At 33.0% G+C, this 26,255-nt stretch carries 23 protein-coding genes; 9 read left to right on the forward strand and 14 right to left on the reverse strand.

Features of this window, described 5'->3' with window-relative positions:
• The first annotated feature begins 7 nt into the window (after positions 1-7).
• The gene (locus tag ACU8YW_RS13370) at positions 8-214 is read left to right on the forward strand and encodes a hypothetical protein (RefSeq protein ID WP_000267713.1); all 207 of its coding nucleotides are present in this window, start codon (positions 8-10) and stop codon (positions 212-214) included.
• 53 nt (positions 215-267) lie between these two features.
• Here ACU8YW_RS13370 and ACU8YW_RS13375 read toward each other — a convergent pair whose 3' ends face one another.
• From ACU8YW_RS13375 to ACU8YW_RS13390, 4 genes are all read right to left on the reverse strand, one after another.
• The gene (locus tag ACU8YW_RS13375) at positions 268-648 is read right to left on the reverse strand and encodes a nucleotide excision repair endonuclease (RefSeq protein WP_001048941.1); all 381 of its coding nucleotides are present in this window, start codon (positions 646-648) and stop codon (positions 268-270) included.
• A gap of 77 nt (positions 649-725) precedes the next feature.
• Complete coding sequence (locus ACU8YW_RS13380) at positions 726-1,289, reverse strand: GNAT family N-acetyltransferase (protein ID WP_088609372.1); 564 nt, start codon at positions 1,287-1,289, stop codon at positions 726-728.
• Between the two features lie 39 nt (positions 1,290-1,328).
• Entirely contained in the window at positions 1,329-1,901 is a 573-nt protein-coding gene (locus tag ACU8YW_RS13385; protein WP_088063636.1) for a YybS family protein, read from the reverse strand.
• Between the two features lie 74 nt (positions 1,902-1,975).
• Positions 1,976-3,406 carry a PQQ-dependent sugar dehydrogenase gene (locus tag ACU8YW_RS13390; protein ID WP_426934284.1) on the reverse strand — a complete coding sequence of 477 codons (1,431 nt, stop codon included), beginning with the start codon at positions 3,404-3,406 and terminating at the stop codon, positions 1,976-1,978.
• A gap of 201 nt (positions 3,407-3,607) precedes the next feature.
• Here ACU8YW_RS13390 and ACU8YW_RS13395 point away from each other — a divergent pair, with 201 nt between their 5' ends.
• Positions 3,608-3,865, forward strand: a complete 258-nt coding sequence (locus ACU8YW_RS13395) for a hypothetical protein (protein ID WP_087984460.1) — start codon at positions 3,608-3,610, stop codon at positions 3,863-3,865.
• A 44-nt stretch (positions 3,866-3,909) separates the two neighbouring features.
• Entirely contained in the window at positions 3,910-4,359 is a 450-nt protein-coding gene (locus ACU8YW_RS13400; RefSeq protein WP_426934283.1) for an NUDIX hydrolase, read from the forward strand.
• A 43-nt stretch (positions 4,360-4,402) separates the two neighbouring features.
• Here the strand turns inward: ACU8YW_RS13400 and ACU8YW_RS13405 are convergent, their stop codons facing one another.
• The 6 genes from ACU8YW_RS13405 to ACU8YW_RS13430 form a co-directional block, all read right to left on the reverse strand.
• Positions 4,403-5,518 carry an NAD(P)/FAD-dependent oxidoreductase gene (locus ACU8YW_RS13405; protein ID WP_426934282.1) on the reverse strand — a complete coding sequence of 372 codons (1,116 nt, stop codon included), beginning with the start codon at positions 5,516-5,518 and terminating at the stop codon, positions 4,403-4,405.
• A gap of 126 nt (positions 5,519-5,644) precedes the next feature.
• The gene (locus ACU8YW_RS13410; RefSeq protein ID WP_060486779.1) at positions 5,645-6,298 is read right to left on the reverse strand and encodes a YdeI/OmpD-associated family protein; all 654 of its coding nucleotides are present in this window, start codon (positions 6,296-6,298) and stop codon (positions 5,645-5,647) included.
• Between the two features lie 144 nt (positions 6,299-6,442).
• The gene (locus ACU8YW_RS13415; RefSeq protein ID WP_426934281.1) at positions 6,443-7,213 is read right to left on the reverse strand and encodes an arylamine N-acetyltransferase family protein; all 771 of its coding nucleotides are present in this window, start codon (positions 7,211-7,213) and stop codon (positions 6,443-6,445) included.
• 138 nt (positions 7,214-7,351) lie between these two features.
• A complete protein-coding gene (locus ACU8YW_RS13420) occupies positions 7,352-7,855 on the reverse strand; it encodes a MepB family protein (protein ID WP_426934280.1) in 504 nt (167 codons plus the stop codon).
• 105 nt (positions 7,856-7,960) lie between these two features.
• Positions 7,961-8,332, reverse strand: a complete 372-nt coding sequence (locus ACU8YW_RS13425; RefSeq protein ID WP_088063643.1) for a DUF4180 domain-containing protein — start codon at positions 8,330-8,332, stop codon at positions 7,961-7,963.
• Between the two features lie 181 nt (positions 8,333-8,513).
• Entirely contained in the window at positions 8,514-9,206 is a 693-nt protein-coding gene (locus ACU8YW_RS13430; RefSeq protein WP_142291773.1) for an HAD family hydrolase, read from the reverse strand.
• 448 nt (positions 9,207-9,654) lie between these two features.
• Between ACU8YW_RS13430 and ACU8YW_RS13435 the strand changes: the two genes are divergently transcribed.
• From ACU8YW_RS13435 to ACU8YW_RS13450, 4 genes are all read left to right on the forward strand, one after another.
• Positions 9,655-10,320 carry a response regulator transcription factor gene (locus tag ACU8YW_RS13435; protein ID WP_060486774.1) on the forward strand — a complete coding sequence of 222 codons (666 nt, stop codon included), beginning with the start codon at positions 9,655-9,657 and terminating at the stop codon, positions 10,318-10,320.
• Positions 10,313-11,785: a sensor histidine kinase gene (locus tag ACU8YW_RS13440; RefSeq protein WP_426934279.1), complete on the forward strand. Its 1,473-nt coding sequence runs from the start codon at positions 10,313-10,315 to the stop codon at positions 11,783-11,785. Before ACU8YW_RS13435 ends, ACU8YW_RS13440 begins: the two co-directional genes overlap by 8 nt.
• Positions 11,786-12,200: 415 nt before the next feature.
• On the forward strand, positions 12,201-13,130 hold the full coding sequence (gene bla / locus ACU8YW_RS13445) for a class A beta-lactamase (protein ID WP_426934278.1): 930 nt from the start codon (positions 12,201-12,203) through the stop codon (positions 13,128-13,130).
• A 290-nt stretch (positions 13,131-13,420) separates the two neighbouring features.
• On the forward strand, positions 13,421-13,603 hold the full coding sequence (locus ACU8YW_RS13450) for a hypothetical protein (protein ID WP_426934277.1): 183 nt from the start codon (positions 13,421-13,423) through the stop codon (positions 13,601-13,603).
• Positions 13,604-13,898: 295 nt separating this feature from the next.
• Here ACU8YW_RS13450 and ACU8YW_RS13455 read toward each other — a convergent pair whose 3' ends face one another.
• Both ACU8YW_RS13455 and ACU8YW_RS13460 read right to left on the reverse strand, forming a co-directional pair.
• Positions 13,899-14,576, reverse strand: coding sequence for an ABC transporter ATP-binding protein (locus tag ACU8YW_RS13455; RefSeq protein WP_060486770.1), 678 nt, complete (start codon positions 14,574-14,576; stop codon positions 13,899-13,901).
• 11 nt (positions 14,577-14,587) lie between these two features.
• Complete coding sequence (locus tag ACU8YW_RS13460; RefSeq protein WP_088609382.1) at positions 14,588-16,018, reverse strand: ABC transporter permease; 1,431 nt, start codon at positions 16,016-16,018, stop codon at positions 14,588-14,590.
• Between the two features lie 155 nt (positions 16,019-16,173).
• On the opposite strand from ACU8YW_RS13460, the gene ACU8YW_RS13465 reads away from it, so the two are divergent.
• Together ACU8YW_RS13465 and ACU8YW_RS13470 are read left to right on the forward strand one after the other, a co-directional pair.
• Positions 16,174-16,341 carry a hypothetical protein gene (locus ACU8YW_RS13465; RefSeq protein ID WP_162862808.1) on the forward strand — a complete coding sequence of 56 codons (168 nt, stop codon included), beginning with the start codon at positions 16,174-16,176 and terminating at the stop codon, positions 16,339-16,341.
• 295 nt (positions 16,342-16,636) lie between these two features.
• Positions 16,637-17,593: an alpha/beta hydrolase gene (locus ACU8YW_RS13470; protein WP_426934276.1), complete on the forward strand. Its 957-nt coding sequence runs from the start codon at positions 16,637-16,639 to the stop codon at positions 17,591-17,593.
• Between the two features lie 111 nt (positions 17,594-17,704).
• Here ACU8YW_RS13470 and ACU8YW_RS13475 read toward each other — a convergent pair whose 3' ends face one another.
• Positions 17,705-19,159 carry an aromatic-L-amino-acid decarboxylase gene (locus tag ACU8YW_RS13475; protein WP_088609384.1) on the reverse strand — a complete coding sequence of 485 codons (1,455 nt, stop codon included), beginning with the start codon at positions 19,157-19,159 and terminating at the stop codon, positions 17,705-17,707.
• A 55-nt stretch (positions 19,160-19,214) separates the two neighbouring features.
• Positions 19,215-26,225: a non-ribosomal peptide synthetase gene (locus tag ACU8YW_RS13480; RefSeq protein ID WP_426934275.1), complete on the reverse strand. Its 7,011-nt coding sequence runs from the start codon at positions 26,223-26,225 to the stop codon at positions 19,215-19,217.
• Positions 26,226-26,255: the final 30 nt, after the last annotated feature.

Raw genomic sequence — 26,255 nt, forward strand, 5'->3', positions numbered from 1 at the left:
GGTTACTATGTGGCAACATACGAAATTCGGCAATGTATTACTGTGGGCAGGACCTATCCTTGTGTTTATAGGGTTATGTATGACAAATGTTATTTCTGATATTCCTTTTTTTGAGGGAAAACATAAATCGATTGGAATTGTACTTATATGTATAGGTGTATGCTGTTTTATTGTTGCTAATCATTTAAAAAAAGGAGAAAAATATGAGGACTAAATTTAAATAAAAAAACAATCCCAGTATATGCGCTAGGATTGTTTTTTTATTACTTATTTATAGAATACTTTATCAACGTTATATTTTGCTTTATATTCATTAATAATGTAAGTTTCGTAAATTTCTCTTTCTGTTGGATCCTCTACGATACATGCATCGATGCGGTATACTTCATCACGGTGATTTTTAATTGGTGAAACATTGTCTTCAAAATGCTTCTTAATACGTTGTCTAATTTTACGAGCTTTACCTACGAAAAGAAGTTCGTCATTAATATTGTAAAACATAAAAATGCCGCCTTTATCTCTAGGGAACAAGTGGAAATCGATAAATCCATTAATTGGAGTAATTATTGGCTCGTCTCCTTTAATAACTTGTTTACGTTCAGTAATTGAAACATCAGCTTCAGGAATATTAATTTTAATCAAGTTCATTCACGTCCTCTTTTATTATAAAGATAAATAATAGCATACATATGTAAGAAAAGCTACGTTCAGAGGCATATTTCATTTTATAATTCAAATATTATAGGTGTATCATGTAAACTCTTCTTCCAAATCATATGATCGCTTGATTCTCCCCAATACTCCTTCAGTACATAACTAGGTTCTCCAAACTTCTTCGTCCATATACTTTGTGCTTTTTTGTATCCACTATCTAAACAGTATTCTGTTATTCCTCTGCTAAGTAACGTAATATACATTGCATGTAGTAATAAATTGCCTATGCCATTTCGTTGATATTCAGGTAGTACAAATACAGTTCCTATTTCATATAAATCTTTAAACACACCACCTGTACAACTATTAATCAATGTACTTGCTGGGCCGATTTCAATTGTTCCAATGATTTTATCGTTACTTGTATCAATTGCTAATAAAAAGTAACGACTTTCTCCATTACTCTCCAAATCATTTTTCAAATATTGTTTTTTCGTGTTAATTTCATTTTCTATGTCATCTAATAATTGTGATAACCCTTCATTTTTAAATGTATCAGTAATAACAAGACGAAAAAACATATTCAGTTCATCTACATCATCCGAATTAGGTCTTCTAATTTTAACGTTATACACGACTTGAATCTCCAATCTTTAAAAATATATGAGAAATTGTTAAGACCATACTTTATATACTCTATTCAACATTATTCTACAAATGCCTGCATAGATCCAGCAGTATAGAAAGCTCAGAATAAATATTAATAGAATAATTTTTATATCCAAAGTTGTATGAACAGTAGGACCTAATACAGGAAATCGAAAGATATCAAGTACAATTATAATACCTAGAAGTAGACATATTGCTGAAAAGGAAACAATCAAAATCCTTCTCTTGAATTGTATAAAGGATACTCCTAACGCTATACCTAATAAACCTGTAGTAAAAGGAAAGACAATTAGTTCGCTTGGCTCAATAATAAATAATAGGAGAATAGTAAGAATGTAAGAAAGTATTCCCGTGCGAGTAGAATAACAAATAGCGAAAAATATAGGCAGCGTCGCAAAAGGACTAATAAATAAGCCTATACCAGGGATTAGGTTCCCGGCAGATTGAAAAATAGCAGCAAGTGAACCGAGTAACGCTGTAATCACTAACCTCTTTGCTGGCGTCATCTTTCTTTTATGAACAAAATTCGCATCATGCGCGATCATCGGTTGATACCAATAGTTTCTAAAGTGATTCATCAAAATCCCCCTAAAGATATCTAATTATACAGTGGACGATTATATAATGAATAATTCCGAGAGTGTCTATCATATTAAGGAACGATTTCAAAAATAGTACCTTTGTTCAAATCAGTTACTTTCATAGAACCGTAAACTCCTAAATATAATCTAGTTTGATCCAAATTTGTTCCTAAACTCATAAAATAAGCTGCCTGCTCACCGAAATCATAATGGGTTTCAATAACATGAAAGTCAGTATGTTTACCATGCGTACCAGCTCTAGAATAAGCTAACGCACCCTTTACTGGAGACTGAGATTCTTCTTTCTTAGCAAGGTCAGTAAATACGACGCTACCTGTTAAATTTGGGATTGCAGTCCCCATATATGGTTGAACTCCTGTAAGTGAAGTTCCTCCAAACTTATCCGGTCTGGAATCTTTATGATAATAACTTATTAGAGGTTGAATACGATTTACTGATGTTACTATTGTTTCATCATAATAAACCGTTATCCTCTCATCCAAAGTAGGATTCTCAGAACAGTGCCTTATAAAAGAAGTAGGTAATTCCCCTTCCCATCCTCTCCACCCAAAATTAATAAATCCATATTGATCAGGAGTATCTCTCATTAAATGGGTTTGAACGATTTCGGTAACTGGTATTGATTTATATAGAACAAAAGAAAAAATAGACTCTACAATATCTTGTCCGACGTTACCGGCATATTTGATATATTGATTATGCAACCTTTGAAATGAAATACCTGTTATATTACGTACACCTTTTGCAATTAATGTAAGAGTTTCTTGAATAGATAGAGGAAGTTCATTAAAACGTGTAACTACTGGAGGATTATTTATGGACGTATTTTTACTTACATCGATTTCAATTATTTTACCCGCTATTTCTAAATCATCCTGGCTTAAATTAAACGGATCATAGCCAGAACCACCATCTCCATTAGTAAAAACAAGTTTTCCAGTCTCAGGTGAAAAGTTTAAGCTATTTACGCCGTTATGATTAAAAAATGGCCGTTTTATATTAAGTAATGTTCTTCGCTTTTGAGGTTGGCCATTTGATTGTAAAACCCATTCTTCAACTGTATCAATATGATCATATTGAGTATCTCTATTTGTCCACTTTAAATTTAAAGTTTTCGGGTCACAAGGATTCGGTTTAAATTGTTCTGAAAGCGAACCTGGTCCTTGAGTTCCAGCCATTGAATAATGAAGGTAAAATAAGCCGTTATGATTAAATTGTGGATGGAACGCTAGTCCTAGTAAGCCGCGTTCATCATAACCGCTACTAGCAACACCTTCTTCAAATGTGCCTAATTTAATAATTCGGTGACGAATATTTAAAAATGTCTTTATATCTCCGTCTCCTATGTAAAAAACCTCTCCTAATTGGGTTGCGATAAATAGTCTTTCAACTGATTCACCTGGAAGTATTGCTGTTTTTATGACAGTCGGTAAATTTATGTTATGAACGATGGGCCGTAAACGAACCTTAACTTTTGTCAATTAACTTTACACTCCTTGTTATTCTTTTTAATAGAAGAATATGATGAGAGTAGTTAAATTAGTATCAAAACTATAGACGTAAAAGTGTGATATCCCTGTTCGTACAAGTCTGTTTTCTACTTAGCATCAATTAACTTACATTCCTTTTTATTACATTTTTGATATAATATAAGTATAAAATATAAATTAGGGGGACAATTCATGGCAATCTTACTACAAATCATCGTACCACTTATATGTGCAATATACTTATTTACCCTCTATCGTAATAGTACTATTGGAAAAGCTGCTTTTCTCTTAGCAGTCGTTATTGGGATTTTCGGTTTAGAGAATATCTTTCAATATGCTAGTTTAACTGATCATACTGTTTATCCATATTGGGGTAGTTTGAAGGCTGTAATCTTTATTTTATCAGTGGTGTTTTTATTCAAAAGAACCCCCACTCCATATAATAATTAACAATTATTCATGTTTATTTAAAGCTTTCAGAAAGAGGTTATGCAATGAGAGCACCATATCAAGTATTAATATTTCCTTATATAATAATTGAAGATTCTATTCAATACGCTATTTTTAACCGAAGTGATTATGGTTATTGGCAAGGAATAGCTGGTGGTGGAGAAGATGGTGAAACTCCTATTGAATCAGCAAAACGAGAATCATTTGAAGAGGCTGGTATTTTAAAAGAATATCCCTATATACAATTAGAATCTGTATCTTCACTACCTGTAGAGGATGTAGTCGGAGGATTTCTTTGGGGAGAAGATGTTTATGTAATAAAAGAATTTTCTTTTGGAGTTAAAGTTTCTACAAAAAATATTTCATTATCTAAAGAACACTCCAATTATAAATGGTTATGCTTTGAGGAAGCAGTAATGCTGTTGAAATGGGATAGTAATAAAACAGCGTTGTGGGAATTAAACAAAAGGTTATCAAAGCAGTTAAAGAATTAGTTATAAATAAAAAAGATTAGGAGCGAATCCTAATCTTTTTTTGTTATTCAATTGCACCAGCAACGTCATAATCGTTTAAATCTAATTCAATTGTTTGTCCGAGTGCTAATTTAGCAAGTTCTGAACCTAAATATGGACCAGCTGTTAAACCTGAAGCTCCTAATCCGTTTGCAACAAGAATACCTTCGAAGTTAGGAAGTGGTCCGATAACAGGTAAGAATCCTGGTGTAAATGGTCTAAACCCAACTCTCGTTTCAAGCATAGTACCATCTTCTAAACCAGGTGCAACTGTTAATGCTTTATGGAATACTTCATGTAAACCACCTGCTGTTACACGATGATCGAAGCCAGTTTCGTTTTCATGAGTAGCACCAATTACGACATGACCATTGTCAAACGTTAAAATGTATTGATCATTTGGCGGCATAACAACTGGCATATTTTCTGTTGCTGTATTTTCCGTTTGTAAATGAACAATTTGTCCTTTTTGGAATGTAACTAAGAAATTGATTCCTAATGGATTCAATATTTCATTCGCCCATGCGCCTGCGGTTACAATTACCTTTTCTGCTACCATTGTTTCGTCATTTACTTTAACTCCAGTAATATGATTACCTTCACGGACTAATACTGCGTCTCCTTTTATAAAAGTTGCGCCATGTTTTTTTGCAGCACTTATTAATGCGTTACGTAATGATCTTCCGTTTACTCGTGCAGCGCCACTAATATGAACAGAACTGTATTCTTCAGATAATGCTGGGAATAATTTTTTCGTTTCTTCAGCTGATAAGCGAGTGATTTCACCAATCTCTGGTGCATCTTCACGTCGTTTATAAGCGCGCTCTTCCATTTTATCTAACTTTTTCTCATCAGTATGTAAACTAATTGCACCTACACGTTTGTATCCTGTATCAGTTTCACCGTCTGCTTCTAATTGCTGAATTAAAGAAGAATAGTAACGTGCACCGCCTTTAGCAATTTTATACCACGCTTTATTACGACGCTGTGAAAGCCAAGGACATACAATACCAGCTGCTGCATCAGTTGCTTGCCCTAATTGTTGTCGATCAACGATAGTAACATTCGCACCTGCTTTAGCAAGATGATAAGCAGTAGACGCTCCTAAAATACCAGCTCCAACTACAATATACGATTTCATTTCAAACACCTTTTCTCTTTTACTAATTATTTAAATATAAGAACTTACTTTAGTATACTGAAAGGAATCCTTTTTTCAATGTGCTAAGCGTAATTAATTGTTGCATCATTGTGATTTTCCTAACCATTATTTTTTCTTCTTGCGGAATAATTCAATTGTTTTATAGCCTTGCGAAAGAATTTCAATCATTTTCTCAAGACGTTTGTCACGTGTTTTTTCTTGTTTTACAGAAAATAAATTACGTGCCCAATCTTTTTGATATCCAGGTGTTAAACTTTGATAAAATTTAAGTTCATTTGGATGATTAACTAATAATGCTTCAACATCTTTAATACGATCTGCATAATCGGCAACACATTGACTCATAGCAGGCGTTTTCTTCTCTTTTTTCTTTTCACGCTTTAAGCCTACAACAGTAAAGACGTCGTCCATACTTACCATTCGTGCAAATTTAATATCACTCTGTCCTACATACCCATCTTCGCCAACGCTTAATGCAGGAAACATCTCATCACGGTGAATAAACGTACTGTAACGAGAATTACCTTTTTTCGGATACGCAAAGAATATGTAGCCTTTTTCAATTAGTAATTCTTCATTACTAATAATATAATTCGTTTGTTTCACCATTTCATCAAGTGTTTCTACAAAAATAAAAATGGCATCGTGTTCTTTTGAAAATGCAGTTTCTTTTCCTGTGAAAATGTCATAATCACTAGGTTCATTCATTACAACCATATTTGTATACTTATTAAGTTTCAATTTATCAATAATTGACATAAAAATCTTCCTTTACATTCAAAATTCATTGTACATACTGTTCTAGTGTATTATATCTATTAATAAAATTAAACTTTAATAGTTATTTTAAATTAAAGTTAATAAAATAGCCGATTCTGAGTAAGAACCGGCTAGCTATTCGTTTCATCTCAACTCAATAGCAAATAAAGTATTTAATAGCTCTCTATATTGATCTTCTGTAATTACCCGTTTTGTTTTTTCTCCATGAATTATTTCGGTTAAACTCGTATTCGTTAAAGAGACATGGCCATAGTCCGTTAATTTCACTGCAATTGGTCCCTTATTAAAAATAGATTTCTCATCTTCTATTACTCTTTTTTGAACATCGTTCACTACTGTCTCATCAATGATACGATTATAAAAGGCATGACAAACTTTCCACTCTCCGTTCGTATCTTTTCTTTCTAGAACGTAATTTCCTTTACTTGTGTCTCGTTTTCTCACTCGATACGAACCATTTTTAGAGGAAACAGGCTCTTCAGTAAAAGGTACAGGGATTAAAGGTACTAAGGAAGCAATACCTACATCAATTAAGTATCGTTCGTTAGCATACTTTAAAATAATCGTTATATGTCCATCTTCAAGTGCCCATGCATTGATTTCATTTTTATATACGGTTCCAAGTGCAAGTTGTACATCATAACCACAATCTTTTAAAAAGTAGTAAAAAAGAGTATTTAATTCATAACAAAGTCCGCCGCGGGATGTAGTTAAAATTTTATTCTGTAAATTTTCCATAGTAATTGTATTCGCATTACGTGCTATAACATCTAAATTCTCAAATGGTATAGTGTGTGCAAATGCAAAGAGAATTGTATTTAATTCTTCAAACTTCACTTCAGTACGGTTTGTAAGATTCAATCTTGTAAACAGTTTGTATTGTAGACTTGTCATATTCAGCACCCCTTAACATTTATAAGTTAAAATAGTATATGCTGATTGTAAATTTGATGGGGTACTGAAACAATGTACATTTCGTTTAACTGTACCGGTACAAAAAGTCTAATTCACAAGATTACTTAAGAAAAGAAGCTACAAATACAAATGTAATAGTTTATCTATAGGTAAATTATTATGATCGCTTATATCAACAAAATATTGAAGTTGCCACATTTGGCTCTTTTTAGCTTGGTTGCTAACAGGAGTATCCCAAATAGGATACACTCTCATAGCCATCTTCCCTTTTTGACTTTGTGTTTTTAATATTTTTTCTTTAAGAAGAATTTCTTTAGGGAAAATAAATTGTCCTAATTTATTTTCATCTATACAAGTGATAACTAAAAGATTAGGAGCAGCGTCATAAGAAAATGCTTGATTATGCATATTGTCATCTTTCTCCCAAAAAGAAACAAATTGCCCAATTTTATTAGGGGTAATTTTTGATATTCTAAAACGAATGCTTTTATGATTTAAATTAAATAAACATCCCGCATATTCAGCGTTTTGCTGTTCTTCTTTTAGATTCGTGATTATGAATTCGTTAGGTTTGTAAATTATATTGTTTAAATTTCGGATTACATCATTAAATTTGTTCAAGAAAATCTCCCCTTTATTCACCCCTTAGTTTATCACAAACATCAGTTCTTATATATTGTAAATAATAAACGACGTGAAAAAGAAGGAGATTTTACTATGGTATTATTAATACTTCAATGTACTTAGTTTTTCAATTGCTTGTTGTTCAGTTGCTAAGTAAAAAATGTCTTTCCCTTTATTACATTCATAAATAAAATCCTTTAAGCTTTTACTCGTATACATTGAGAAATCTCCAATAATAGCAATCTTTACTCTGTAATTTATAAACTTTTGAAGGATATCACCAGCAAGGCGTGTTTTTAAGTCAAAGAAACTTTCAGTTATTAATGATTTGTCGATAATAATATGTTTAGCATCTACCTCATATTGAACTGTTGCCATAAGATCTAATGCCGTTTGAACATCGGAAATTAGTACTTTATCATTTTTTATGACCGCAATATTTATTCCATCGATAACTAATTTCTTTATTTCCATAGTCCCACCCCTTTATAATTTACACAGTATGAGTAAAATTATTTTAAAAAACTTCGGATTAACCATAGATTAAATTAGCCGCAACTATTAAAATCGCCACTATTTTTTATTACTAATACGGTCAATGAAATTAATGATAGTTTCTCTTTTTATATTTTTGAATATATATATGAAATTGCTTTTACTTGTTATAAAAATATTGTGGATTAACATAACTTAACAAACTATCCAAAGTGTTAATCTCGGCATATGGTTGTATTTGGGTAGTATTCTTGATTTTCTGAGGGTTAAACCACACACCTTTTATATTTGCATTTTGAGGACCAGCAATATCCTTTTCTAAGTCATCTCCAATAAATAATACATCTTCTGGTTGCACATTAAGCTTATTTAATGCTAGTTCGAATATACGTTTATCAGGTTTACTCAATCCTACTTCTTCAGAAATAATAATCGTATCAAAGTAATTGTTTAAATTCGTGTTAATTATTTTAGCTTTTTGTCTATGCGTTGAGCCGTTTGTTATAATTCCAATTTTAAAGTGACTCTTTATATGATTTAAGAAATGAATAGTATTTTGGTCTATCGAAAAACATTTAGGGAAATTTAAATTCCAAAAATCTTGGATATAATCGCGTGGCAATCTATATTTCGGCGCGAATTCATCAAATAATGATTCTAAAACTATCGTTTTATCACTAATGCCGTATTCCCTTTTATCGTATTCTTTGAATTTCTGTAACATATTGTTTTTGACTGTATCACTAACATCCTCATAACATTTTTCTAAAACTAATAAAAACAAGTTATCTACTGCCTTATCCCTATCAATTAACGTATCATCTAAATCAAACAGCATCGCTTTATAACCCATCAAATAATTTCACAACCTTTCTCACATGATTTAAATAATCCCTTGTTCGCACCTTAGGCCTTTACTAAATTAGCAAAAAAAAATAAAAAGTTTGTGGCGTACGCTCTAAAATTTCGCTGGCTTCTTTTATATTTAAATTCATCTCCCTTTCCCCTTCAAGTAAAGTATCGAAAGTGTATTTTCAAACAGTTTAAAAAACTACATGCAATTTACATTATTATACATTAGTTTTTTGTAAATATTAATCGTTTAGCTTTTTATATAATAAGTTTTTTCAAGCACACAAATATTTCTCCATAAAAAAGGAATATGGGTAATAATACTTTTTTATGGAGAATACAGAATCTTGAAAATGGAGTTAATAGGTTAAACGTCCTATGAAGTTTCCTACTGTATCTCCACATAAACTACAGATAGTACGGCTATAATGACTACCAGAGGTGATATTATGAAAAACTATCATATCCTCGTGGTTGAGGACGATCAAGAAATTCAGGAATTAATTAAACAATTTTTAATGACACAACAGTATACAGTGGTAGTTGCTTCTGATGGACTAGAGGGTATGACACAATTTAATAAGCAATCCTTTGATTTAGTTCTTCTAGATGTAATGATGCCCAATCTTAATGGATTTGAAGTTGCTAAAATGATTCGAAGTCAGTCAAACATACCAATTATTATGCTAACTGCGTTAGAAGAAGAGGAAGATCAAATGAAAGGGTTCGATCTTGGGATTGATGATTATATAACAAAACCCTTTTCGTTTCATGTTTTGATTAGACGAGTCGAAGCTGTACTTAGAAGAAGTTATGATAAAAATGTAAATAATCATTTAGTATTCAAAGAAGTGCGCATAGATGTTGATGCATATAGAGTATATGTAAATGATGTTGAAATTTTGTTAACGACAAAAGAGTTCGAAATTCTACAACTACTATTTCAAAATGAGAGAAAAGTACTTACAAGAGAAAATATCGTAGAAAAAGTTTGGGGATACGATTATTTTGGAGAAACACGAATAATAGATACACATATTAAAAATCTACGTAAAAAACTAGCTATCCCCTATATTAAAACAATAAAGGGTATTGGTTATAAAATTGATGAATAAAATTTTAAAAGTCATGAAGATGAAGCAAATTACTTATAAACTCTTTATGACTACATCTCTCATTTTGTTATCCTTTGCAGTGTTAATTTATTTAACTTTATATTTCTTTCTCCCTACGTTTTATGAGCAATACAAAACAGATCAACTTCAAACAGGGATAAAAGAAATAATTGATAAGTCCAAAAATCTTACGTTTCAAGATGCGATACCACTTTTTGATGAATACGCAAAAAAAAATAACGCGATGCTTTCGCTTCAAAATAAAGAAGGAATAATTATTTACTCGCCTTCATTTTCTTTTATTCAAAGTGGTACACAAACAACAGTAGTTACTAAAGCAGCAAGATTTGAGAATGCAGGTACCATTAGCAATTCATATAATGTTACGGAACCAATTCAATTCCAAGATGGTAGTTTAACGCTTGTAGTGTTCGCAACATTTCAACCGATTGATGAAGCTTCGCAAGTATTAGTGCGCTTTCTCCCCTATATTAGTATCATTGTGATCGTAATTGGTATAGGGAGTGCTTATTTCTATTCCAGGTTTATTACAAAGCCACTTATTTATATTAATGAGGGTGCACAAAATATGGCAAATTTAGATTTCTCCGAAAAAATTGAGGTTCGCTCTACAGATGAGTTAGGAGAATTATCTAATAGTTTGAATGACATGTCTATTAACTTACAACAAGCTATGTTTGATTTAAAAAAAGCAAATGAACAATTAAAAAATGATATTGAAAAAGAAAGAGAAATAGAAACAAAACGCAGAGAGTTTTTTGCGATTGTAGCACATGAATTAAAGTCCCCTCTTACTGTAATGAAAGGATACTTAGAAGGGATGATATACAATATTGGCCCTTATCAAAATCGTGATCAATATTTAAAGAAAAATCATCAAATTATTGAAAGTATGGAACAATTAGTTCGTGAAATTTTAAGTATGTCAAAGTTAGAACAACACACATTTAAACTAAAAATAGAAGAAGTTAATCTTTCAAAGTTAATAGGTACAATCACAAAAGATCTCGAATTTTTCGCTTCTCAAAAAAGCATCCAAATAATAAAAGAAATTGACTCTGACCTTTCTGTTTATACAGATCGTGTACTTTTTGAAAAAGCATGTAAAAATATTATCCATAATGCAGTTATGTATTCACCACATAATGAAAAAGTCTATATAAAGTTAAGTAAGGATTCTAAACAAGATCAAATTAAAATGCAAATTATAAATACAGGTATCAATATTAAAGATGAAGATATACAACAAATTTTCAAACCATTTTATCGAATTGAAAAATCAAGGAATCGAAATACTGGCGGAAGTGGTTTGGGGCTATATATTGTTAAACAAATTCTTGAAACGCTAAATATAAAGTATTCTATAAAAAATATGGAACATAGTGTGCAATTTTGCATGAACATTCCTTTATCTAAACAACAAACAAACAAACTCCCCTCTTAGTAGGACGAGTTTGTTTGTTTTTGTAGCAAGTATATCAATAAGGGGGACTTTTCGTTTTTTAAGCTCTTTATTTCTACCATCCAACTTTAAAATGAAATCAGTAGTTGTTATATATGCGATATCCAATTGAAATTCCCGTTACAAGAAAAACTCAATCTAAATCCATATTAAATTAAGTAGAGTTCAAAAAAATGGAGTTTGCGATGCTAAAAACAAAGTTAATAGATATGTTAAAAAGCTTAATCATAAATGGAACAAATGTGTTACTTAGATTGTCTATTACGTATAAAAAAGGTGTTCTTGGTAGTCTTCTCATTTTGTACAAGAGGAGTGCTATCCAGTGCATTTGTTAATTGTATAGGTATGTAAAATACTTATACAAAATCCATATATTCTTGAAAGAGGTTGAAAATGTATGATAGTTTCAAAGAAGGTTTTTCACATTGCACATTATAAAAAGATGCTACCTGTAGTATTACTTTCATGTGTAACGCTTATAGGCTGTTCCAATAGTAATATTCAATCCGAACCATCGAAACAAACCAAACAAGAAAATACAAGTAGGCATTCTTTTGTAAAGCTTGAAAAAGAATATGATGCTAAACTTGGTATTTATGCATTGGACACAGGTACGAATCAAACTGTTACTTATCGTTCAGATGAACGCTTTGCATACGCATCTACCCACAAAGCCCTTGCTGTTGGAGCACTGTTACAAAAGAAATCAATAAAAGATTTAGATCAAAAAATTAAGTATACCAGCAAAGATCTTGTGAACTACAATCCAATTACAGAAAAATATGTAGGAACAGGTATGACTCTGAAGGAGCTTGCAGATGCTTCCATTCGATATAGTGATAATACTGCACAAAATCTTATTCTTAAACAATTAGGTGGGCCAAGTGAATTCAAAAAATCACTAAGAGAAATAGGAGATTCTGTTACAAATCCTAAACGTTTTGAACCAGAATTAAATGAAGTGCAGCCAGGTGACACTCGTGATACTAGTACCGCAATGGCATTAGCTACTAGTCTTCAAACTTACGCGCTAAGTGATATCCTTCCAATTGAGAAACGGAACTTTTTAATAGATTTGATGAAAAGAAATACTACGGGAGACAACTTAATTCGTGCTGGAGTTCCAGAAGAATGGGAAGTAGCCGATAAGACTGGTTCTGGGGCTTATGGAACAAGGAATGATATCGCAATTATTTGGCCACCAAATAAAAAGCCAATTGTTCTTGCGATACTTTCTAATCATGCTAAAGAGGATGCGAAATACGATGATAAACTTATTGCAGACGCAACTAAAATAGTGTTAAACGCTTTAAAAATAACGAATTAATAATTACTCCTACTTTTAAGAAGTATTAGTGAATTTATCCGAATTAATCAATATCGAATAATAAGTATCTCTTGATAAAGGTTTACTATATTTTAAATGAGCAAATACTTTAGTATATATAGTTTTTGAGTAATCAAATTTTCGTTTTTTGAAATATAGTATACAGTATTGGAAAAGCGAACCATCCACTATATTTGTCGAATCACTTTTATTTCATCTAATATTCGGTACTTAGTTTTCTCCAGACTGATATATTATACATACAACTATTCTAGAAAGGTGATGATGTTATGTATGAACAACAAAATAATAGGGATAGAGATCAAAAAATGGTGTTTTCTATGCAAGGAGTTCCCACAAATAAAGTTAACATGAATCAATTACCTAAATGGATTAGAATCTTCGGCTATTGTGCGTTTGGTTGGGTAATAGTATTTAGTTTAATTATGATTATAGGTTTAATTCTGCAATAACTATACAAATACACAGTTAAACGGGACAGCATTTAGATTATATATCTAGGTAATGTCCCGTTTTTCATGTGTGATTATCCCATGATATAGGTAACCAATTATAATAAAAAGAACTTGTAGAATATCCTACAAGTTCTTTTTCAAGTATTGTTAAAAAGGAAACAACAAACTATTTTAACATTCAGTACAGGGAGACCATTTTGATTATGGCTTGATTTTATTATATATCAAGTATAAGCTTTTGAAATGGATGGTTTTTGAGAATTATGTGAATTAAAAAGCTAAGATATTTGTATTAGATTTGGTTTACGACCAACTTCTTCTTACTTAAATACACTGCACGATCAGATTTTTTAGCAACTTCCTGTGAATGCGTTACAACAATAATACATTTATTCTCTTTATGTGCAAGTTCTTGAAACAGTTCTATAATATCCATCGCTGTTTCTTCGTCGAGGTTTCCTGTCGGCTCATCTGCAATAAGTAAATCAACATTACAAGATAATGCTCGAGCAATTGCTACACGTTGTTGTTGCCCACCACTTAGTTGCAAGACGTTACGTTTCGCTTCTACTTCAGTGAGTCCTACTTTCTCTAATAACTCTAATGCCCTTGCCGTCTTATTTTTCACTTTAACACCTGTAATTTCCATCGCTGTTAGGACATTTTGAAGAGCAGTCATATAAGTAATCAAATTATAAGATTGGAAAATTACAGATACATTTTGATTACGATATCGATCCAAACCAATTTTTCGAATATCTTTGCCATTATACAGTACATAACCATTTTTAGGGACATCCAGTCCACAACCTAAGCTTAGAGTTGTAGTTTTACCAGATCCAGATGGTCCTAAAATCGTGTAGAAATGCCCTTTTTGAAAAGAAAAGTTAACATTGTCTAGTATTGCTACATTTTTCCCATTACTTTCATAATAATAATCCAAATTTTTAAATTGTAAAATCGTTTCCATGTTAAGCCTCCTTATTCATCTTTTAAAAGAATTTGTTTTGGATTTAAACGTAGAATAGATAATGCCGGAAGAAGCGTTGCTATTATAGCAATAGCTAGTCCAATCCCCCCCATTTTCCCTACATCTTCTCGTGTTACACTTACATCAATTTTATCAATTGGATCTTCTTTTTGATTTTGTAGAGTACCACCAGGTCCAGACATCATTACAGTACTATTTCGCGTGGTGTCCGTTTCTTCGCTTGCAATAGCAATTTCACTCGAAAGTAAATTATCCCCGATATATTGAGAAACCTTAGCTCCTGTTGTTATGGATAATCCAAATGCTAAAATAGCGACACATACTACTTCTACTACGAACTGCGCCATCAGTTTCCATTTTTTCTCTCCAATAGATAACAGAATTCCCATTTCCTTACGACGTCCTTTAATTGATAGCATAATGATTAACCCTAATATAATCGCACCTGCAATTGAAACAATATAAATAATTATTTGAGAAGTCGAAGAGATATTTTCGATAGGGCCAATCATTTGCTTGTACAATGAATCATGCGCATCTAATTTATAATAATTAAAATCAATATTAGATTTTTTTGCTTCTTTTTTAAATGCATCAATATATTGTGGATCATTCAAGAAATACACGACTTGAACACTACTTATACCTTGGTCTACTTCTAATTTTTTCATAGTTGAATGCGGCATATATAGTTTATTAGCTGGATCCATAATAGGAGGAGCCTGTTGACCCATTGCTTGCTCATTTGTTTCGTAAATACCGATAATTTCAACCTCAAGAGTTTCCTTCTTATCCCCTGATTGCACTTTAACTTTGTCTCCTACTTTCAAATTGTTTAATTCTGCTAATCGTTTTTCCATTAAAGCTACATTCTGACCCTTCATTTGCTCTGTAATTGGTTTTCCATCAATGATTTTACTTTTTCCGTTTTTAAAGCTTTCTTGTAATGCAGTCTTGCGGACCCCCTCAATCATAAAAGAAGCATTCATATCTATTTCTGTACCGGAACTTGAACCGCCTCGTACAGCCACCATCCCCGCTTTACCTTTCCCTTCGTCTTCTCCTTCTGAAGCTCCTACTTGCTTAAGTCCATCAGAAATTCCAAAAGTGTTGCCTATGTAATTATAGTCTTTTACATATTTTGACTCCGCTAATTGATCTGCTTCTTTTGTGTTAAGCTTCGGCAGATTAGGCATTTCTCCAGTTTCACTAGCTTGTTGACCTAATTTGTCAAAATCAAGACCTAAAGTAACATCTGCGCCCAGTTTTTTTCTTGCAGCATCCGCTGCTTTTTTTGATGCATTTTGGATTGTGAACCCTGAAAGAACCAAATTTGTAACAATCAGAAATACTGCCATCAAAATTAATGATGTTCCTATCCTTTTTTTCATACTGAGAATTGCGCGTTTCATAAAATTCATTTTCTCTTACCTCCTTGATAACTTGTATTCTATATATGTTATCTAGAGTCTATATGGAGCTAATCGGTAGTTTATCTAGAGATATAAGGAGTTTATGTGTAGTTAGTTAAAGTCCAATTGCAAAGTTTTGTATCATCAATACTGATGAGGAAATTGTGAAAGCATATTGCGGAGAGAATGCAATTAAACATGTAGCTGGAAATAAAGATGGTTCAGCGGATGAACTTCATACAGTTATTAAAGAGGCTACTAATAAAGTAAGACATAACTCTTATACAATTCCAAAATTAATCAACCTTCATTTAAGGAATACAAATGTATGAATTCGAACAGGTATCATTTGCAATATGTCATTAAAATAAAAAAGATCATCACTTGGTTTAGTTAGAAAACTAAGTGTACATAAATACAACGACATGAAAACACTTTGTTCCTAAATCCACTACTTGTATTATTGGTTGCGTGAAACTCCTTCTTGAGAAAGGTTTTTGTTTCTGAATATTCTGTTGACTGTTATAACATATCCAATTTACAATTTAATTATGGTGTTCTTTCACAATTAAACTACTTAGAATACACTTCATTTATTTGAAAATAATTACAAATAGAGGTGCTCAAATGAAAAATAGAGTAAATCCAGAATTATTACAAGGGTTAGAGATGTTTCCAGATCTCGATTTACGCCCGGAAAACTTGCAATCAATTAGAGAAGGAATAGCTCAAATGAGACCACCTACCTTTGTTGATGACTCCCTTTCGTTAACAGATGAAGTCATTGTTGGACCAGATGCTAATCCTTTACCATTAAGAATTTATCGTCCAAAATCAAATCATAAATCTTTACCTGTCTTATTATGGATACATGGTGGTGGATATATCTTAGGTTCTATAGATGATAACGATGATACTTGTATGAGGTTTGCAAAAGAAGCTCGCTGTGTGGTCGTATCTGTAGACTATCGCTTAGCACCTGAACATCCTTACCCAGCACCAATTGAAGATTGTTATGCAGCTTTAAAATGGATTGCTGATAATGCAGAGTTATTAAACATTGATTCGAATCGAATTGGGGTTGCAGGAGTAAGCGCTGGAGGTGGACTAACAGCAGCATTATCATTATTAGCCCGAGATCGAAAATACCCTTCGATTTGTTTACAAATGCCACTCTATCCAATGATTGATGACCGAAATAATACACCTTCGGCCAATGAAATTAAAGAGGGATTTGTTTGGAATCAAAAGGCAAATGAAGCTGGTTGGAAAATGTATTTAGGAGAAATGTATGGAACGGATCAAATCCCTGCCTATGCAGCACCTTTTCGAGCTGAGGATTATAGTGGCTTACCATATACCTACACATTTGTTGGTCAATTGGATCCATTCCGCAGTGAAACATTAACCTATGTAAGCAATCTAGCGCAAGCTGGTGTTGATGTCGAATTTCATTTATATCCAAATGCCTATCACTGGTTTGAAGGATTGAATCCAAATGCCGAGGTATCTATTTACGCTGTGAACGAAATAGTACGAGCAATAAAAACTGGTTTCAAAAGAGTATCTAAAGTTGAAGCTTAATCCCTTTACAAGAGAAACATTCATGAATAGTTTGCATTGGTGAGTATTTATTTAAATATAATAGCCGATTTTTTTAAATCGGCTATTATTACGTAAAACTTACCTAATATATCAAGTCTGAGAAACAGATATAAGATGTTTAGACGAAGTGTTTATTTCCTCTGCCACTGCTTTTATGCTCATCATGATTTGAAGCATTTCTTCTATTGTTGTCCTTGGATTGATAGAGCAAAGTCGAATTACTATTTTTTCTTTCAATCTAGTCGTACTTAGCATAGAAAATCCTCTTTGATTAATTTCTTCCACCAGTTTTTTGTTTATTTCATGAATTGTATCTGTAGACGTTAGACCACAAGGAATGTAACGAAAAGTAACAATTCCTAATTGAGCAGGTGTTACTACTTCCCAATCTTTTTCTTTCCTTAAAAACTCTTCAACTTGTTCAGCCAACATAATACCATGATCTATTGCCTCACGAAAAGCTGTGATTCCAAATGCTTTAAAAGAAAGCCATACCTTTAATGCTCTAAATCTACGAGAAAGTTCAATTCCGCGCTCCCCAAAATTCACTTTTTCTTCTAAATTAGTTTCCGTATCCTTAATATACTCTGGGATCATACGGAACGTTTTACTTAAATATTGGCTATTTCGAATGAGTACACAACCAACATCATAAGGCTGAAAAAGCCATTTATGCGGGTCTAACGTCAAAGAATCAGCACGATGAATTCCTCTTAACAACTCCCTCCCTTTTTCACTGAGAATTGCTGCAGCCCCATAAGCCCCATCCGCGTGTAGCCATACATCTTCATCACCACATAGATCAGCCAATTCATCGAGAGAGTCCACCGCTCCGCAATTCGTTGTCCCTGCATTGGCAATAACACAGAATGGTTTTTTCCCTTTTAATCGATCTTCTTTTATTTGCTTTTTTAAAGTACTAACTGAAATTCTTAGCTCTTCATCTGTTTCAATTCGGCAAATTTGATGATGTTTAAACCCTAATACTTTAAGTGCTCGATCTACAGAAAAATGAGTTTGGTTAGAGAAATACACAACCGCATTTTCTATGTCATTATTCAACTTGACCTGTCTCGCTACAGTAAGTGCAGTCAAATTAGCCATGGAACCGCCACTGACAAATAGTCCTTCTGCTGAATCAGGGAATCCTAGCATTGATTTTAACCAGTTGATTGTCGTTAATTCAATTTGTTCAGCACCTGCACCTACTATCCAAGCTGTAGGAAATACATTAAATCCACTTGCTAAAAAATCTGCTACTACACCAACATAATTATTAGGACCGGGCACAAAAGCCATAAAATGAGGATGATCCACATGAGTAATTTGATTAAACACATTGTTATTAAGGAAATGAAGTAACTCTTTTGGATTGGATCCGTTTTCCGGAATCGTTTCAATTAGCTTGTCTCTAAAAATATTACTATCAATCGTTTCCGAAACTGGTTTACTTTTTAAATGATTCATATGATCAACAATTAAGTCAACCGCTTGATATCCTAACTGACGCATCTCTTCGGCTGATAACTGCAGGTTTTTTGTCATTTGGTTTACCCCTATTCTATTTAAAAAGGCGAGTTCTTTCTCGCCTTTTTATTTTTTATAATTTGTATTCACCGATTGCCTGTATTGGATTTTGAAGAATCATGTTGATTAACTGATGGATGTGATTCAATATTTCTTGTATTGTTGCTGCTTCATATACGGTTTGATTATATCCAAACTTTATTGTAAGTGTCTCTTCAGGGAAGCACATAATTCCATACTTTACATGCGGCTCATCAACAACTTCGTAATCTGTGATAGCAAAATTTCTGTTTTCATTTGAAGAGAAGATAGCTTGGTTAGTTGGATAGTTTTCAAAAACCCAAAGATGGTCAGTCAACTCGGTTTTTAATTCACTTTGCTTTTGTATATCAACAAATGAATAATATGCATACTCATTACACTTCAATGTTTCTAGTTGTACTTTTTGCAGGAAATCTACAAAAGTTTGCGTTTCTGTCCATGCTAGTCGGATAGGCAAAACATTTGTGAACAGACCAAACATATTTTCAATTCCTTCTACTTCGGGAGGTCTGATTGATACGAGATTAGGTAATACTATTTCTCTTGTTCCATTGTATTTGCCAAGCAATATTCCCCATACAGCTAGTAATGCCGTATTCATAGTTATATTGTTTTTAGTTACAAATGCCTGTAACTGACTAGTCAAATCCTTATTTAATGTTAAATCCATAAATGTGAAGTTTAACCCTTCACTTTGAGTTATTACTTTCTTTTTAGGAATACTAATTTTCCAATTGTACCCTGATAAATAATCGCGCCAAAAATGACGTGCTCTCTCATGATCTTGTGCTACAGTCCAATTTATGAATGTTTCAAAAGGTTTTACAATAGGTAAATCCGCCATAGTTCCGGCATTTTTTGTTTCATAGAGTTGGAATAATTCGTCTATTAAAATGCTAACGCTCCAACCATCACATAACAGATGATGGGAACTCCAAACCACCTTATGCTCCTTATTACCTAATTGGAATATACAGAGACGGTTCATGAGTTCATCATTTTTAAATCCTCGACTTAAATTTTCATTCATCCACTGGTCTAGGAATTGTTGCTGTTCTTGTTTCGTCATATCAACCAATTTTTTTATCTCTGAAATCATTTGAACATCATGTAGAACAGCTTGCCAAGGTTGTGCTTGTTCATCTTGCACAATTATTGTTCTTAAAGAATCATGACGATTAATTAATTGTTGGAAACACTGAATAAAGAGATCAATATCCAGTTCCCCCTCAAGTGACCAAATTATTTGTTCAAAATATGCATTTGTATCCGGTTCAGTCGCAGCATGTTCATAAATAACTTTCTGGAAAGGTACTAATGGATAAATACGTTCTATATTTATATCCGGCATTTTTTCTTGTATTTTGGTAAGTATATGTTGATTAAGTTGTTTATCTTTAACATTTAGTAATGTAGCTTTATTATCGTTCATATTGTTTACATCATTTGTTTGTGAACTTGAAAGATGGTCTAGCTTTTTAACAAATTGAACCATGTCCCCTAATATAGGAAATGAAAATAGATTTTTTGGCTCTAGCTCAAATCCTTGTCTATATAGTCTGACGGACACTTGAATTGCTTTTATCGAATCTCCACCTAAGGCAAAGAAATGATCATTTACCCCAACTCGATCTACTTTGAGTACTTCTTGCCAAACACTAGTTAATATTTTTTCCATTTCAGTTTTTGGAGCAATAAATACTTCATTTTTTTGTTTCTCTGGAGTAGGGAGCGCTTTTCTATCTAATTTCCCGTTTGGAGTCAAGGGTAATTGTTCCAAGTAAACAAAATAAGAAGGAATCATGTAATCCGGCAAGTGATCTCGCAAATGCTTTCGTAGTTCTGTTGTACTAATATTTTGCTCATTTACCACATATGCAACTAAAAATTTTATTCCATTCTCATCTGTTTGATCAATTACGACAGCATGTTCGATTTGTTTGTAAGTTAGAAGACAATGGGCAATTTCTTCTAACTCTACTCGATATCCTTGAATTTTCACTTGATAATCTTGGCGGCCTAAAAATTCAATATATCCCTCAGGATGCATTTTTCCACAATCTCCTGTCTTGTATAAAAGACCAAAATCAGGATGTGATACAAATGCGTCATTCGTTTTCTGTTCGTCATTTAAATATCCTTTAGCAAGGCCCACTCCCCCGATATATAAATCCCCAATTACACCAACAGGGCACATTTTCTTTTCATAGTTCAACACATAATACGTTTGATTCGCCAAAGGCATCCCATATGGAATACTATTCCAATGTGATTCCACCTGTTTGACCGGATAATAAATTGACCAAATCGATGCTTCTGTTGCTCCTCCTAGTGAAACTACTTCTGCAATTGGAAAATGCCGTTTTATTTTTCCTGGCAAAGAAAGTGGAATCCAGTCTCCACTATGTAAAACTAAACGCAAAGAAGATTGTTCAAAATGAGAACCTACTTGATCCAATGCCAAATCCATGATTGCAGGCACTGTATTCCAAATTGTAATTCCTCTACGCTCGACGGTACGGATTAATTCTTGCATGTTTCTTGGATCACGAATCATTACCAACATTGCACCTGTGCTTAACGTTCCGAAAATATCGTATACAGATAGGTCAAAACAGATGGAAGAGATACCAATAATACGATCATCTTCATTTATCTGATATTTTCGATTAATGTCTTGAATGGTATTTGCAACCGCTTGATGAGTAATAATTACTCCTTTTGGTTTCCCTGTACTTCCTGAAGTGTATATGATATAGGCAAGATCTTCTGGACCAGCAATAGCGGGCATATCTTCTGTTGTATATAATGACAAATGTTTTTCTTCATAAAGACTAGGTTCTAATAAAAGTTTGCATGAGCTATTTTTTAAAATATATGTTTGGCGATCTAAAGGATGATCGGGATCAATCGGAACATAAGCGGCACCTGCTTTTAAAATACCTATCATATTAGCAATTGTGTCAACTTGTCTTTTTGCTAAAAGACCCACTTTGTCACCTAGACCAATGTCTTGCTCTTTTAAGAAATGCGCAATTTGATTGGAGCGTTTATGAAGTTCCGAGTATGTTAACCATTCTTGCTCAAATACCACTGCTACTTCATCCGGTGTACGTTTTACTTGGTCTGTAAATAATTGATACAGAGTAGTTAAAGGTATTTTTTCAGTTGTTTTATTATATTGCTCAATTAAAGTTTGATCCGATTCTTTCATCTGCAAAGATGTTATGTCGCTTTGTTTCACTAATTGTTCCAATAAGTCAACAAATTGGGAAAACATTGCTTCTATTACATCAACATCAAACAACTCTTCAACATAGTTCCAGCTAATTAATAACTCTCCATTTTTTTCAATTACTACATTATCCAAATACACTTGTGGAGTCCGAGCATGAATATGGCGAAGAGAACCAAGCTGTTCCCAAGCAAACGCACCCGCACCTGCTAGCATCGAGGTGAAAACAATTGGCATAACTGCTTTTGGCGTCATTTGGTGGTATCGAGTAAAATCTCGAATAAAGTTAACTCCATCGTAATGACGATGTTCAAGGCCATCCAATAAAGTAGATTGCGTTTCTTTTACTCTAGTAAAGAAAGATTGCTCTGGTTTTACATCAACATCCAACAAAATAAGCGATGTGAAATCTCCCACAATCTGTTCTACTTCTTCATGAACAGGATAACGGTTAAATACAGTCAAATTAATTGCAAATTTACGTTGATTACTCCAATATGCCAACACATCACCATATATTGTACAAAGCAGAGCGGAAGGAGTTACTTCTTTCTCTTGTGCTAACTTTCGTAGCTTTGTCCACTTTTCATTGTCCAGGATCTTAGTAAGTGATTGGAATTTAGGAGTAGCAATCTCTGCCGGATCCTTTTTTAACAGCAAAGAAGGTGCAAATGGAAAGTCAGGAAGCTTACTTGTCCAATAATCTTTTGCTGTTTTATATTCTTCACTTTGTTCCATTTCATCATAGATAAACATGTAATCTTGAAAATCAAAAGATAGAGATTCTAATTTTTGATTTGGTTTATAATAATAATGCAACAAATCCTGTCCAACTATGTTCATGCTTGCTCCGTCCATTAATAAAGCATCGTATCGAAAACATAATAAATACGTGTCTTCTTTTAAAAGAAAGGCTTTTAATTCAAACAAAGGCCATTTCCCCAAAGGGAATACATGGTTAGTCATTCGAGAACGTTCTTCTTGTAAGCGAGCATTTTGATTCCTATCATCTAAATCTATGAGACTAACTATTTCAATCTCGTAATCAGGAACGCTTTGTAATATTTGCTGTTCTCCCTCTGGTAAAATTACAGCTCGCAACATTGGATGACGATGAATTACCTTTTGAAAGCTTTTTGAAAGACGATTAATATCCAATTTTGTTTCATATTCAAAATATGTTTGAGGTGAAATACCACTTAATTCAAACTGTGAATTCCTCCCTAACATGTACGCTGTCTGAACCTCTGTTAATGGAAATGACTTAGACAAATCTTTAACATGAGTTGGTCTATTTTCAAAGTTTTCCCCTTTATGCTCTACCTCTACACAAGAACTAAGTTGAGCAATCGTAGGATGCTTAAAAAAATCTGTTGTACTTATTTTTAAGCAGTCTTTTCTTAATAAATTAATTACCTGAAGTGCTTTAATCGATTCTCCTTTTAAAGCAAAAAAATTATCATGAATACCGATGCCCTCAATCTCCATAACTTTTTCCCATGCATGCACCAATGTTTGTTCAATTTCATTGCGCGGTGCAACGTATGGAATTGATATATAATCCGTTTGTGTTATATCTAATAATCTTTTCCTATCTACTTTCCCATTTGGATTCAGCGGAATCTCTTCCACCTGAATCATTTTTTCAGGAATCATAAACTCAGGTAATTTATCACTTAAATATTTTCTGATTTCATCAAAAGAGACCTTATTATCGGATACATAGTACGCAGCTAATAATTTCCTATTTCCATATACTTGATCAACAACGATAGCTTGCTTTATTTGTGGATATTCCCTTAACTGGCTTTCGATTTCTCTTAATTCAATCCGATATCCCCGAATTTTTACTTGATGATCCATTCGACCTAGATATTCAAGTTCTCCACTAGGCAACCAACGAACGAGATCACCCGTATGATACATCATTTCTCCTGCAGTAAAAGGACTCGGTACAAATTTTTCATCTGTCAGTTTAGATTTCCCAAGATACCCTCGTGCTACCGCCACGCCACCAATACAGAGTTCACCCGGAATTCCAAATGGTTTTAATTGACCATACTTATTCAATATATAGGAATGATAATTCGGATTGGGACTTCCAATCGTAACTTCTTTGGCGGAGCTCAAATCCTTTACTGTTGCACAAATGGTTGTTTCTGTAGGACCATAAATATTTAAAATTGTCGCTTCACTGATGCATCGAATTTTTTCAACCAAATCAATGGAAAATGCTTCTCCTGCTAACAAAATAGATTTTAAATCTTTCAGAAAATTTACCCCTTCTGGATCACTTAAAATCACTTCCATTCGCGATGGCGTTGATTCCCATAAATCTACCTTATGTACTTTGACCAAATGAGCCAATTCTTTTGTTGCAAACTGGTCCTCTGTAGCAATGACTACTTTCGAGCCTTGTGTTAAAGGAAGACATATTTCTAACAAGGAAATATCAAAAGAAACACTAGCAAGAAACAAGAATGATTGATTATCTTTTACTTTTTCTCTCATTGCACTTAAAAAATGAACAAGAGATTTCTGTTCCACCATTACTCCTTTTGGATTTCCTGTTGATCCTGATGTGTAAATGACATAAGCTAAATCATTAGGAGCGCCTTCCCGAATTAAATTACTTTCTTCACCTTGGAAGAGATGTTCCTCATCAAGATACAGCACTTCACCAGCAAATTGCGGTAACTCTACTTCCGTTCGCTTGCTCAATAAACATTTTGCTTGACTATCTTGTAACATATATTCAATTCGTTCATTTGGATAGTTAGGATCGATTGGTAAATATGCTGCACCTGCTTTAAAAATTCCCATCATGCCAATGATCATTTCTAATGACCGGTCTACCATAACCCCAATAATACTTTCCTTGGATACACCTTTACTTTGAAGAATAAAAGCCAATTGATTTGCTTTCTTATTCAATTCTTTATATGTTAAATATTGATCATTACAAACAACAGCGATTTGATCTGGGGTTTTTAACACTTGTTCTTCAAACAAATCTTGAAATGTTAGAGACAAGTCTATGTTTGTATGACTGTTATTCCATCCTTCTAACAACTCTTTCTCTTCTTCTGCAATAATACACGTATCTTTCACTGCCAAATTCGGATTTTTTAATACTTGCTTTAAAATATAAAGATACGAATTTGCAAACTGTTGCAAAGAAGAAAACGAATGAGATTTGAAAGAAATTTGAAATTCAAATTCATTATGTATTTCATTCCATTTTCTTTGTATCCAAACCGCTAAATTATTCTCTGCATATTCTTCTATCGAATTTTTATTATGTAACCCTTCCATCCCAATAATAATTTGAAAAGGAGTTAAAGGATGTTCCACTAATAATTCAGAGAGTGGATACCCCTGATTGTCATACCCGAATAAAGTCGTTTCTTCAATCTGATTCACTACTTGTTTAAAGCTATGATGCGGATGGATTTCACTTCCTAAAGGAATCAATTTATTAAGATTCTCGCTTTTTTCAAGATTTTTTTCGATTACAGGAATACCAATAGTAATTCTTTCTTGATCTGTATAGTGTGCCAAACAAATCCTTAACGCGGCCTGTAACCAGCTAAATAATAATAAATCTTGAGACTTACTTTCTTTTTGTATACTTTTACTCAACTCTACATTCATTATGATTTGAACGTGCTCACAAGGATTTTCTTTATTTAGTTGGTAATCACTATTAAATATAGAAAAATCAAGAACCTCGGAAGATAATTGCTCCTTCCAAAACGCTTCTACCCCTTTATTTCCATGAATAGAACTTCGATCTTTAATGTGCATGTTTATCTTTATCCCCCTAATATTCATTTC

Source organism: Bacillus pretiosus (genome assembly GCF_052947655.1).